Below are 12,537 nucleotides of genomic sequence, written 5' to 3'. Positions count from 1 at the left end.
ACAGAGGGGTATCAAAGCTTGAGGCCGTTAACGCTCACGACGCCGAAAGGATTGAATTTATATTCGTCTTCCTCATACCGTTCGTCGTCGGAGAGGGAGGCGCGACGGCCCTTCAGGGTGGCTTCAACGCCTTCACGCGCCATTTGCTCGGCGATATCGTCTATCAAGGCGGCTATCTTCAGCTGTTCGGCGTTCGTCGATGGCTGGTCTTGGTCTTTTTGGTGAAGCGTACCTGCACATCGGGCAAGCCGATCAGGTGAAACCCGACGCTCGTCATGCCTTCGGCATCGTCTCCTATGGGGCGGCGTGAGAAAGCCAGACGGCAGGTTCTGGCAAGCGCCATCCCGTCATCGGCGGCCGCCTCGCCGCGCGACTGCTCGTAAAGCTGCTTCCAGCGCCTTGCGCCATGGGCGACGCCTGCACTTTCACCCTTCGCCGCGATAGCGCCGTGATCGAGCATGTGCTGTACAAATCCGAGGGCCTTTGCGGATGTCTTCACGGCTGTTTCGGCATCCATGGATGGGCCGAGCACGTAAAGAACCGAGCCGTGCGCGGCGACGGCTTGCTCATCCTCCGGCTGGTAGGCATCGGGGTCGACGCGATCCCAGCAGACATTGAACGATCGTTCCATTCGGTCGTCCGCCTCATCCTGTGAATAATCGTCATCCAGGCTGAAATCGGGCGCAAAATCATCGATGGCGGCGCGGGCGCTCTTCTGCAGCGCCTCCAGCCCATTTTCCGCGCCAAGAAAGCAGAGGATATGCCGGGGTTTGTATTCGGAACGGGATTCGGCAAAGGCCGCAGACTTGCCCGATGCTGCGCCGAGAGACGGCCTTGCCAGTACAAGGCCGCCCAGAAATGCGAGAACGCCACGACGCCCGGAATTCATCCGATACCCCCAAGGTTTCCATCAACAGGATGAGGGGGTTTTACACCGGCATATATAATTCAGGCCATATGGCGTTCGATACTTTTTTTGCATCGCGGTTCTGCTACCCGAAACGAGCGGCTGGCCTGAGCCGGGTGCGATCCGGCAGCGACTATTTCGTGGTGTAACCGCCATTGACCAGAATGGTCTGGCCGGTCATCCACCAGCCATCCGTGACGAGGAAGCGGATATAGGGAACGATGTCCTCGATATCGGTGAGACCGGTTTTGGAGAAGCCGGAAAGAGCGGCGGCGCTCTTGTGATAGGCCTGCGCCTCTGGCGTTTCCTGACCGTAGAAGAATGGTGTGTCCATCGGTCCGGGACCGATTGCCGTCACGGATATGCCGCGTTCGCCAAATTCCTTGGCGGCTGCACGGGTGAAGTGTTCCACCGGGGCCTTGGTGCCGGCATAGCTGGCGTAAAACGGCGTGAAGGCGCCAAGGAGCGATGTCACGAGGGTGCAGATCTTGCCGTTATCGCTCACGTGGCGTCCGGCCTGCTGGAGGAAAAAGAAGGCCGACTTGGCGTTGACGGCAGTCATTTCGTCATATTCGGCTTCCGACGTGTCGAGGATCGGCTTTTTCAGCACCTTGCCGACGGTATTGATGGCAATATCCGGGCGGCCGATGGCGGCGACGGTATCGGCAAACAGCTTTTCGACCGCACCTGCCGTGGTGAGATCGGCCTGAAGTGCGACAGCCTCAGCGCCGGCCGCCTTCACGTCGGCCACCGTTGCCTCGGCATCCGCCCTGGTTGCGGGGCTGTTATAATGGATGGCGATGGCGCGGGCGCCCTGGCCGGCAAAATCGCGGGCAATCAATCCACCGAGATTTTTCGCGCCGCCGGCGATGATGACGGTTTTGCCCTTGAGGGAATGGTCTGTCATGGGTCGGCCTCCTTTTGCCGTGTTCGGCCACCTGGTGGCCGCTTTCGTTGCAGCAGGATATCGTCTAGCTTTGCGTGATAAAGGCGCTTATTCTGACATAACTTGTCAGAAAATCCGCACAATAGGGTGTTTTCGGTTGGACCGTATCGACCTGTTCCGCATCTTCACACGCGTCGTTGACTGCGCGAGTTTCACGCGGGCCGCCGATACGCTTGGCATACCGCGTTCTTCGGTTTCGGCCGCGGTGCAGGAACTGGAAGGGCGTGTCGGTGCGCGGCTGCTGAACCGCACGACGCGCAAGGTATCGCCAACCGAGGATGGTTCGGCCTTTTACGAGCGCTGCCAGCGGCTGATCGCCGATGTCGAAGATGCGGAAAATCTCTTCCGGCAGACGGCGGCGCAGCCTTCGGGCCGGTTGCGGATCGACGTGCCGGGCCGGATCGGGCGGCTGGTCATCGCACCGGCACTGCCGGAATTTCTCGACCTTTATCCGCAGATCGACATAGGCCTCGGCGTTACCGACCGCGCCGTCGATCTGGTGGAAGACAATATCGATTGCGTGCTGCGCGTCGGGCCGCTTAGCGATTCCGGCCTGATCGCGCGCCCGATCGGCAAGTTGCCGTTGATCAATGTCGCAAGCCCCTCCTATCTCGCGCATCATGGAACGCCGAAAACGCCCCACGATCTTTCCCGCCATTGGGCGGTCAATTACGCGTCGCCCTCCAGCGGGCGGGTGGAAAACTGGGAATGGGTCGAAGGCGAGACGCTGCATTCGCTTTCCATGCGCGGCCGCGTCACCGTCAACAATGCCGAGGCCTATATCGCCTGCTGTCTTGCCGGTCTCGGCTTGATCCAGATACCGGCTTACGACGTCAGGCCGCATCTGGAAAGCGGCGAACTCATCGAGGTCATGCCGGCCCATCGGGCTGAGTCGATGCCGATGACGTTGCTTTATCCCCATCGACAGCATCTGTCGCGGCGGCTGCAGGTCTTTGCGGAGTGGCTGGAGGCTCTGCTGCGACGACGGCTTCTGTAGCGTCGCGGTTTGCAGGCCTCCGCCATTGGTTGCGGATGTTTCGTCGCCGGTCGACGCTGCCGCACTGTTACGGGCTATTCATCCGCCACGCCGGCACATCCGCGTCAGCCGCCATATTGGTCATCCGTCACCTGTTCCATCCAGTCCACCACCTTGCCGTCCTTGACCTCCTGAAGTGCAATATGGGTCATGGCGACATCGGGTGCGGCACCGTGCCAGTGCCTTTCGCCCGGTGCGAACCATATGACATCACCGGGACGGATTTCCTCCACCGGGCCGCCTTCGCGCTGCGCCCGCCCGAGGCCGGAAACCACAATCAGGGTCTGGCCGAGGGGATGGGTATGCCAGGCGGTGCGGGCGCCGGGTTCGAAGGTGACCTGAGCGCCCTGAACCCGCTCGGCATCAAAGGGGTTGAAGAGGGGATCGATGCGGACCTGTCCCGTGAACCATGCCTCGGGGCCTTTCGCCGATGCCCGTGTTCCTGCGCGCAATATTTCCATTGGTCATTCTCCTGATGGCTGACTCGAGGCGATTTGAAGCGGGAATCCTCCCATTGTCCACAGTGAAATGAAAACCGATATGATCTGCCGGCCAAGGACGTTTTCCGAAGCTCCGTGCCGCGATGGTTCCGGCCCATGTCCCGATTTTTCATGTCTTTTCCGCAGGTCGGAACCGCTCATCCGCCACCGTTCCACACCCTCCGATAAAAATCATTCTCGGGATTGACTCATTTATGAAAACGGTTACATTCGTCGATGTAAACGGTTTCATTTGTTAAAAACCGTGCTTGGAGGAGCAAATTTCATGTTTAGACATTTGATGGCTGCTGCCGCGATGATGCTGGCGGCGGGCACGTCGGCGCATGCCCAGGAGCAGAGCTTCAAGATCGGTCTTTCCAATTCTTTCGTCGGCAGCGAATGGCGCACGCAGATGATCGAAGAGGCTCAGGCCGCCGCGAAAGCGTGGGGCGAAAAGGGCGTCAAGGTCGAAGTCGTCGTTCAGAGCGGCAATGTCGATGTGCAGGGGCAGATCGGTCATATCCGCAATTTCATGAACCAGGGCGTTGATGCGATCCTCATCAACCCCGGCAGCCCGACGGCCTTCGATCCGATCTTCGCGCAGGCAAAGGCACGCAACATTCTCGTTATCGCGACTGACGCCGAAGTGTCCTCCAAGGATGCGATCTATGTCGGCATCGACCAGAAGGCATGGGCGGCACAGTCCGCGCAGTGGCTTGCGGATGCACTTAAGGGCAAGGGAAGCGTCGTCGCCATCAATGGCATCGCCGGCAATCCCGCCAACGAAGCCCGCGTCGCCGGTTACCGCGAAGTGTTCAAGAAATACCCCGATATCAAGGTGCTGAACGAAGCCAATGCGAGCTGGGATCAGGCGCAGGGCCAGCAGGCCATGCAGAACCTGCTTGCCACCTATCCCGACATCAGCGGCGTCTGGGTGCAGGACGGCATGGCGGACGGCGCATGGCGCGCCATCGAAGCCGCCGGCAAGACCAAGGACATTGCCGCGACCGGTGAAATCCGCAAGGACTTCATGACCCGCTGGGAAAAGGAAAAGTTCAATTCCGGCGCTTCGGTCAATCCTCCGGGCGTTATGGCCAGCGCGCTCAACGTCGCTGTCCTGAAGCTGCAGGGCAAGGAATTCAAGGACGGCATTTTCGGCGGCACCTATGGTAACGCCATCTATATTCCGATCCCCTTCGTCAGCAACGACAACCTTGCCGACAACATCAAGGCCGCCGATGGCAAGCCTGGTTACTGGTCAGTCACGGCAACCGTGACGCCGGAACAGGCCGGCGAGTTCTTCAAGTAAGAGCCGTTTCGGGTCGGCGGCCAGCGCCGGCCCGAACCAGAATTTCGAGTGCGGACCGGGCCTTGGCCATCCGCCTGTGACAAGCATTATTCGGGGACTTGCGATGGCGAACGCTTTGGAAGCGGCCGGCATAACGAAGAATTTTGGCGCCGTGCGCGCGCTTTCCGCCGGCAGGCTGACCGTCGGTCGCGGTGAAATTCACGCGCTGCTGGGCGCCAATGGTTGCGGCAAGAGCACGCTTTGCAAGATCGTTGCGGGCGCGGTCGCGCCAACCAGCGGCACGATCCGGTTCAACGGCGCGGAAGTGCGCTTCAAAAGCCCGCGTGACGCGGAAAATGCCGGCATCGCCCTGTTTTATCAGGAGCTGAGCCTCATTCCGCAGCTTTCCGTCGCCGATAACATCTTTCTCGGCCGCGAGCCGAAACGTGGCATTTTTGTTGACGGCAAAGTCCTGAAAGCCGAAGCGGCGAAACTAATCGCGCTGTTTGACGGCGTGGCGGGCGAGGGGCTGGAGCCGGACGCAATCGTTGGCAATCTGCCGCCGGATCAGCGCCAGCTGGTCGAAATCCTCAAGGTCTTCGCCCAGAATGCCAGCCTGATGATCATGGACGAGGCGACGGCGGCGCTCGATGGCCGCCAGTCCCAGCGCTTTTTCGAGATTCTCCGGGCCAAGAAGGCCGACGGTGTCTCCACCATCATGATTTCCCATCGTCTCGACGAGGTTTTCGCCGTCTGCGACCGCATCACCGTCATGCGCAACGGTGCGACGATTTCCGAACTCGATACGGCGGCAACCACCCGCGAAGCCGTCGTGCATGACATGGTCGGCGATGTTCGGGCCGCTCCTGCCCGTCAGAACGGGCGTTCGGCTGCTGCGCCGAGCCTGAAGCTGACGGATGTGGCGGGTGAGGGCGTTCGCGGTGTCTCTCTGGAAGCCTATCCGGGCGAAATCGTCGGTCTGGCCAGCTTGCAGGGTCAGGGCCAGTCGGCCTTGCTGAAGGGTCTTTTCGGCGCCAGCCCATTTGCTACCGGCCAAATCCGGTTTGAGGGTCGTGAAATCACCATCGGCAAGCCTTCGCAGGCGGTTCATAGTGGTTTTGCCTATGTCTCTGGCGACCGTGGCCGTGACGCTTCCCTTCAGGGCCGGTCGATCTTCGAAAATCTCGTCGCGGCGCTGATGGTGCGCGAAAAGATGCGGTTGGTCCGTCCCACGACGCTGAAGCCGCGCGTGCAGAAGGTCGCGAACGACATGAAGACGAAGTTCGCCGGCCTCGATATGCCGATCGGCACGCTTTCGGGCGGCAACCAGCAGAAGATTTTCATCTCCCGCTGGCTCGCCACAGCACCGAAACTGCTGCTGCTCGACGACCCGACCAAGGGCATCGATCTTGGCGCGAAAGCGGATCTCTTCGCCCTGATGCGGCAGCAGGCCGATGCTGGCGCGACCATCCTTCTTTATTCCTCGGAGGATGCGGAAATCCTCGAATATGCCGACCGCATTCTTGTGTTCAACGGTGGACGCATTTCTGCGGAACTGACCGGAGCCGACATGACATCCGTAAACATGACCCGCGCCGCCTATGGAGATGCCGCATGAGCGCCTCCGGTTTTCTGCGCAGGCAGCCATGGGTCATCACCCTCGTCGTACTGGCGCTTCTCATCGCCGTGAACACGTTTCTGCAGCCATCCTTCGTTCAGCCCTCCGTGCTGCAATCGAACCTGACGACGTTTTTGCCGCTGATCCTGGTCGCCATCGGCCAGACCTACGTCATTCTGGCCGGAGATATCGATCTTTCAGTCGGCAGCATCGTGGCGCTCGCCAATGTCGTCACCGTCAGCGTCATCGCCGCACTCGGCGGCACGACAGGCGCCGTCTTCGCCGGCATGGCGGCGGGTGCGGCTGTCGGGCTGCTGTGTGGACTGGTCAATGGTTTCTTCATTTCCGGCCTGCGCTTCCAGCCGATCGTCACCACCTTCGCGACCGGCATCATCTTTGCCGGTCTGGCGATCTGGGTCTTGCCGCAGGCAGGTCTTCCGGTGCCGGAAGCCTATTGGCAGACCTATTCCGGCAGCTTCATCGGTTTGCCCTTTGTGCTGTGGGTGCTGATTGGGGGCATCGCCTTCACCCTCATCGTGTCGCGCATTCCTTTCCACACGCATCTGCTTGCCGTCGGCGGCAATCGCACGGGGGCCTTCCAGACGGGTCTGCGCCTTTCGGGTATCCGCATCGGCGCATATATGATTTCCGGCCTGTTCTCGGCGCTGGCGGCGCTCTGCCTCACCGGTGAGACTGCTTCCGGCGACCCTCTGCTTGGTGCAAGTCTGGCGCTGTCTTCCATCTCGGCGGTGGTTCTGGGCGGCACCGCACTTTCCGGCGGTTTCGGCAGCTCGACAGGGTCGATTGCTGGCGCGCTGGTGCTGGGCATGATTGGCAATGTGATTTTCTTTGCGGGCCTGCCTTTCGAGTACCAGACACTGGTGCAGGGTTTGATCGTGCTGACGGCGCTGGCCGGCGGTGTTCTGGTGACGAGGCGTTGATATGACCAATCCCGGCTTGCAAATCAAAACCCTCCTCACCGATCCCCTGACCATCGCCATTGGCGCATCGGCCTTCCTGCTGCTGGTCGGCGAATTGCTGTCGCCCGGCTTCGCGCAGGGCTCGCAGATCGTGCGGCTGCTGACGATTGCCGCCATTCTCGGCATCGTCGCGGCGGGCCAGAACCTCGTCATCCTCGGCGGCCGTGAAGGCATCGACCTTTCCGTCGGCGCGATGATCTCGCTGGGCGCCGTCCTTGCCGGCAATATGATGAACGGCCAGAATGCCGGCATTCCGCTTGCCATTCTCGTTGCCAGCGGCATTCCCTTCCTGATCGGCCTCATCAACGGCCTCGGCATCACCTTCGTACGCATTCCGCCGCTGGTCATGACGCTTGGCATGACGGCCGTCATTCAGGGCGGGTTGGTCGTCTATTCGCAGGGTGTTCCGTCAGGTGCGGCCGCACCCCTGCTGGCGGGCTTCATCAACCAGCCGCTCATCTTCGGCATTCCCGGCGTGCTTTTCGTCTGGCTGGGCATCGCCGCGATCATGCTGTTCGTGCTGCGCCGGACGGCCTTCGGTTTCGCCATTTATGCCATCGGCTCGAACGAGCGGGCGGCGACGCTCACCGGATTGCCCGTCTCTTTGATCCGCACGCTGCTTTATGGCCTTTCCGGCCTGTTTGCCGGGCTGACCGGGGTGTGCGTCATAGGTTACACCGGCACGTCCTTCATCTCCGTTGGCGACCAATATGTGCTTCCGTCGATCATCGCGGTCGTCATCGGCGGCACCTCGCTTGCCGGCGGTGCAGGCGGATATGTCGGAACCATGGCCGGGGCAGTTGCACTCACCATTCTGCAAAGCGTACTGATAACGCTCAACCTCGATGTATGGGCACGGCAGATCATATTCGGTGTCACGTTGCTAGCGCTGATGCTGCTTTATGGCCGCCAAAAGCAGTTGCGTGTGTGACAGATGAGCAAAGACCAAGGTTCGAATATCAGGGAAGTTGCAGCTCTCGCGGGCGTTTCCATCGCGACCGTATCGCGGGCGCTGCAGCAACCCGACAAGGTTCGCCCGGAAACCAGGAAGAAGGTTTTCGACGCCGTGCGGCAGGCGAACTTCGTTCCCAATGCGCAGGCGGCCAGCTTCCGCCGTCAGTCCAACAACACCGTCATCCTTCTCGTTCGCGATATTGGCAACCCGTTTTATCTCGAAATCTACAAGGGCGTGGAAGAAGCGGCGGGCGAGGCGGGCTTCAAGGTGCTGATGGGCGATGCCCGCAACGACGAGAACCGCGTGGCGACCCATATCGACATGGTGCGCCAGAAACATGCCGACGGCCTGATCCTGATGACCGGCCAGTTTCCCGCCGAGCTTCTCGATCAGGGCGATGCCCTGCCGCCGATTGTCATCGCGTCGGAAACGGTGCCCGGCCTCGCGCTGCCGACCGTCAAGGTGGACAACCGCGCCGCCTCCAAAAACGCCATGCGCCACCTCATCGAGGCGGGACATCAAAGGATCGTGCATCTGGCCGGTCCGTTCCCGGAAAGTCTGGCGCAGGAGCGTTTCGACGGTTACCGCGATGCACTTGCCGAAGCCGGCATCGCTTATGCCGACGAACTGGTGGTGACGGGTGATTACAGCATCGAGGCCGGACGTCAGGCAATTGGTAGCCTTCTTGAAGGCGGCACCGCCTTCACCGCGATCTTCGCATCGAGCGACCAGATGGCCATTGGCGCGATCAGCGAGTTGCGGGCGCGTGGCGTTTCGGTTCCGGCCGACGTCTCCGTCATCGGCTTCGACGACATCATCTTCGCCAATGCGTTTGAGCCGCCGCTGACGACGGTGCGCCAGCCCCGCCAGGAAATGGGCCGCAGGGCCATGGCGCTGATGGTGGAAAGATTGAACGGAAAACACACGGCTGAAACCATCGTGCTGGATACGGAACTGGTGGTGCGCGGCTCGGTCGCGCCCTGCCGCCCGCCGCATCGGTAGCGGCCAGACTGTGAATGCAAGGAGTGTAAGGACATGAAGACGATCAAAGGCCCGGCGATTTTCCTCGCGCAATTTGTCGGGGACAAAGCCCCCTTCGACACGCTCGACAATCTCGGCCAATGGGCGGCTTCGCTCGGTTACAAGGGCATTCAGGTGCCGACCGATCCCAAACTCTTCGATCTGGAAAAGGCCGCCGCCTCCAAGACCTATTGCGACGATATCAAGGGCCGTCTGGCCGAGATCGGCATCGAGATCACCGAGCTTTCAACCCATATTCAGGGCCAGCTTGTCGCCGTTCATCCCGTTTATGATGAAATGTTCGATGGTTTCGCCCCAGTTGAATTGCGCGGAAAACCGCAGGCGCGGCAGGAATGGGCCGTCAATCAGCTGAAGTATGCGGCGAAAGCCTCGCAGCACCTTGGCCTCAAGAGCCATGCGACTTTCTCCGGCGCGCTTGCCTGGCCGTTCGTTTATCCGTGGCCGCAGCGTCCGGCCGGGCTTGTCGAAATGGCCTTTGCTGAACTCGGCAAGCGCTGGACACCCATTCTCGATGCCTTCGAAGAGAATGGCATCGATCTCTGCTACGAGCTGCATCCGGGCGAGGACCTGCATGATGGCGTTACCTTCGAGCGTTTCCTTGACGCCACCGGAAATCACCCGCGTGCCAACCTGCTCTATGATCCCTCGCATTTCGTGCTGCAGGCGATGGATTATCTCGGTTTCATCGACGTTTACCACGAGCGTATCCGTGCCTTTCACGTCAAGGATGCCGAGTTCAATCCGACTGGCCGTTCCGGCGTTTATGGCGGTTATCAGAGCTGGGTCGACCGGCCTGGACGTTTCCGCTCTCTCGGCGACGGGCATGTCGATTTCGGCGCGGTGTTCTCCAAGCTGACCCAATATGATTTCGACGGTTGGGCGGTGCTGGAGTGGGAATGCGCGCTGAAACACCCGGAAGACGGCGCGCGTGAAGGCGCCGGCTTCATTGAAAACCACATCATCCGCGTGACCGAACGGGCTTTCGACGATTTCGCCAAGAGCGGAATCGATGATGCCGCCAATCGTCGCCTTCTCGGTCTCTGAAAGGAAATTTCATGTCCTCCACGATAGCAAAATTCGATAGCCGCCGTATTCGTCTCGGCATGGTCGGCGGTGGTCAGGGCGCCTTTATCGGTGCGGTGCATCGCATCGCGGCCCGGCTGGATGACCGTTACGAGCTGGTGGCCGGCGCGCTTTCCTCCGACCCCGCGCGTGCAGCCGCTTCGGCAACCCTGCTCGGCATTGCGCCGGAGCGCTCCTATGCCTCGTTCGAGGACATGGCGGCGGCCGAGGCTGGACGCGAGGACGGTATCGAGGCGGTCGCCATCGTCACGCCGAACCATCTGCATTTTGCCCCGTCCAAGGCCTTTCTCGAAGCCGGCATCCACGTCATCTGCGACAAGCCGGTTACCGCGACGCTGGAGGAAGCAAAAGCGCTGGCCGAGATCGTCAGGGCGTCCGACAGCCTGTTCGTTCTGACGCATAATTACACCGGCTACCCGATGCTGCGGCAGATGCGGGAAATGGTGGCGAGTGGCGAAATCGGCAAGCTGCGCCATGTTCAGGCCGAATATGCGCAGGACTGGCTGACCGAAGCCGTTGAAAAGACCGGCGCAAAGGGTGCGGAATGGCGCACCGACCCCAGCCGTTCCGGCGCTGGCGGGGCAATCGGCGATATCGGCACGCACGCTTTCAACGCCGCCGCCTTTGTGACGGGTGAAATCCCAAGCAGCCTTTATGCCGATCTGACGTCGTTCGTTCCGGGCCGGCAGCTGGATGACAGCGCCAATATTCTGCTGCGTTATGAAAGCGGCGCCAAGGGAATGCTCTGGGCGAGCCAGATCGCGGTCGGCAATGAAAACGCGCTGTCGCTGCGGGTCTATGGCGATAAAGGCGGCCTTGAATGGCACCACCGGGTGCCGGACGAGCTGTGGTTCACGCCTTATGGCGAGCCTAAGCGGCTTATCACCCGCAACGGCGCAGGCGCAGGCGATGCCGCCAACCGTGTCAGCCGCGTGCCGTCAGGGCACCCGGAGGGATATCTCGAGGGTTTTGCGACGATCTACCGCGAAGCCGCAGACGCAATCATCGTAAAGAGGGAGGGAAAAACGGCCGCCGGGGAAGTGATTTACCCCGGCATAGAGGACGGCCTTGCGGGTCTCGCATTCATCGATGCGGCCGTCCGGTCCAGTCGGACCTCGTCCTGGGTCGGGATCGACATCTAGCTCGCCCAATATCGGGGACGGAGGACGCAGGGCACAGGAGGCGGTGCCCGGCATGACCCGGCCAGACAGCCGGGAAAGGCGAGGGCACGCGTGTCGTCACATTGATCAAACGGAAAGGGAGTTACGCGTTTGAAAACGTTCAAGTCAAAATTCGCTGGCATGGCATTCGTCGTTGGACTGGCGGCCGGTTTCGCAAATCCGGTTTTTGCCGATGACAGTAAGGTACTGCCGATTGCCGCGCAGATGTACACGCTGCGCAATTCCGGAACGCTGGAGGAGCAGCTTGCCATTCTCAACCGCGCCGGCGTCTCCGCCGTGGAAACGGTGGATATGCAGAAGGTCAGCGCCGGCGAGCTGAACACATTGCTGGAAAAGCACAAGATCAAGGTCATTTCCTCGCATGTGCCGATCGACAAGCTGCGCGGCAATCTCGATGAGGTCATCACCGAACAGAAGGCTGTCGGTAATCCCGTCGTCACCGTGCCGTTCCTGAAGCCGGAAGACCGCCCGAAGGACGCCGCCGGCTGGACCGCCTTCGGCAAGGAGCTTGGCGGTTACGCGGACAAGCTTTCCGCAGCAGGCCTCTCCATGGCCTATCACAACCATGACTTCGAGATGGTCAAATTCGACGGCAAGACGGCGCTTGAGCTTTTGCTCGACGCGGCAGGCCCGAAGCTGCAGGCCGAAGTCGATGTCGCCTGGGTGGCGCGCAGCGGCAACGATCCGGCCGAATTCCTCGGCACCTTGAAAGGCAAGGTTTTTGCCATCCACGCCAAGGACAATGCACCGGCCGGTACGGCGGAAAACGAGCGCGGCTTCGCCACACTGGGCACCGGCGTTCTCGACTGGAAGACGATCCTGCCGGCGGCCAAACATGCCGGCGCAAAATGGTTCATCCTTGAACACGACCTTCCGCTCGATGCCGAAGCGGTGGTGACCAAGGGCAACGCGTTCCTCAACGAACACCTGCCGACCATTCAGTAAACACTGCAAGTAAAAACCAGAACCGCTCCCCGGCGGCCGGTTTCGTCGGGGCGCATGAGGTTCGACAGACGCATGACC

General features: G+C 60.9%; 11 protein-coding genes and 1 pseudogene. 9 read left to right on the top strand and 3 right to left on the bottom strand.

What is annotated here, in order from left to right:
* Window positions 1-11: 11 nt before the first annotated feature.
* Window positions 12-889, bottom strand: a pseudogene (locus tag O3W47_RS01795) (hypothetical protein).
* A 151-nt stretch (window positions 890-1,040) separates the two neighbouring features.
* Window positions 1,041-1,814, bottom strand: a complete 774-nt coding sequence (locus O3W47_RS01790; protein WP_269312802.1) for an SDR family oxidoreductase — start codon at window positions 1,812-1,814, stop codon at window positions 1,041-1,043.
* A 136-nt stretch (window positions 1,815-1,950) separates the two neighbouring features.
* Between O3W47_RS01790 and O3W47_RS01785 the strand changes: the two genes are divergently transcribed.
* The gene (locus O3W47_RS01785; protein WP_269312801.1) at window positions 1,951-2,850 is read left to right on the top strand and encodes a LysR family transcriptional regulator; all 900 of its coding nucleotides are present in this window, start codon (window positions 1,951-1,953) and stop codon (window positions 2,848-2,850) included.
* Window positions 2,851-2,954: 104 nt separating this feature from the next.
* Here the strand turns inward: O3W47_RS01785 and O3W47_RS01780 are convergent, their stop codons facing one another.
* Entirely contained in the window at window positions 2,955-3,350 is a 396-nt protein-coding gene (locus O3W47_RS01780) for a (R)-mandelonitrile lyase (RefSeq protein WP_080820451.1), read from the bottom strand.
* A 304-nt stretch (window positions 3,351-3,654) separates the two neighbouring features.
* On the opposite strand from O3W47_RS01780, the gene O3W47_RS01775 reads away from it, so the two are divergent.
* The 8 genes from O3W47_RS01775 to O3W47_RS01740 all read left to right on the top strand — a co-directional run bounded on the left by O3W47_RS01775 (window position 3,655) and on the right by O3W47_RS01740 (window position 12,459).
* A complete protein-coding gene (locus tag O3W47_RS01775; RefSeq protein ID WP_135398383.1) occupies window positions 3,655-4,677 on the top strand; it encodes a substrate-binding domain-containing protein in 1,023 nt (340 codons plus the stop codon).
* A gap of 103 nt (window positions 4,678-4,780) precedes the next feature.
* Complete coding sequence (locus O3W47_RS01770; protein ID WP_269312800.1) at window positions 4,781-6,274, top strand: sugar ABC transporter ATP-binding protein; 1,494 nt, start codon at window positions 4,781-4,783, stop codon at window positions 6,272-6,274.
* The gene (locus O3W47_RS01765) at window positions 6,271-7,215 is read left to right on the top strand and encodes an ABC transporter permease (RefSeq protein WP_269312799.1); all 945 of its coding nucleotides are present in this window, start codon (window positions 6,271-6,273) and stop codon (window positions 7,213-7,215) included. The genes O3W47_RS01770 and O3W47_RS01765 overlap by 4 nt, the downstream gene beginning before the upstream one ends.
* Before the next feature lies 1 nt (window position 7,216).
* Window positions 7,217-8,185, top strand: coding sequence for an ABC transporter permease (locus tag O3W47_RS01760; RefSeq protein ID WP_269312798.1), 969 nt, complete (start codon window positions 7,217-7,219; stop codon window positions 8,183-8,185).
* 3 nt (window positions 8,186-8,188) lie between these two features.
* Window positions 8,189-9,211 carry a LacI family DNA-binding transcriptional regulator gene (locus tag O3W47_RS01755; RefSeq protein WP_269312797.1) on the top strand — a complete coding sequence of 341 codons (1,023 nt, stop codon included), beginning with the start codon at window positions 8,189-8,191 and terminating at the stop codon, window positions 9,209-9,211.
* Between the two features lie 33 nt (window positions 9,212-9,244).
* On the top strand, window positions 9,245-10,294 hold the full coding sequence (locus tag O3W47_RS01750) for a sugar phosphate isomerase/epimerase family protein (RefSeq protein ID WP_269312796.1): 1,050 nt from the start codon (window positions 9,245-9,247) through the stop codon (window positions 10,292-10,294).
* An 11-nt stretch (window positions 10,295-10,305) separates the two neighbouring features.
* Window positions 10,306-11,475 (top strand): Gfo/Idh/MocA family protein, encoded by a 1,170-nt coding sequence (locus O3W47_RS01745; protein WP_269312795.1) that lies wholly within the window; start codon window positions 10,306-10,308, stop codon window positions 11,473-11,475.
* Between the two features lie 129 nt (window positions 11,476-11,604).
* Window positions 11,605-12,459 carry a sugar phosphate isomerase/epimerase family protein gene (locus O3W47_RS01740; RefSeq protein ID WP_316965193.1) on the top strand — a complete coding sequence of 285 codons (855 nt, stop codon included), beginning with the start codon at window positions 11,605-11,607 and terminating at the stop codon, window positions 12,457-12,459.
* Window positions 12,460-12,537: the final 78 nt, after the last annotated feature.

This window comes from Agrobacterium sp. LMR679 (genome assembly GCF_027157905.1).
In the GTDB taxonomy this organism is placed as follows: Bacteria; Pseudomonadota; Alphaproteobacteria; order Rhizobiales; family Rhizobiaceae; genus Agrobacterium; species Agrobacterium leguminum.
This window is presented reverse-complemented; position numbering and strand designations above follow the sequence as displayed.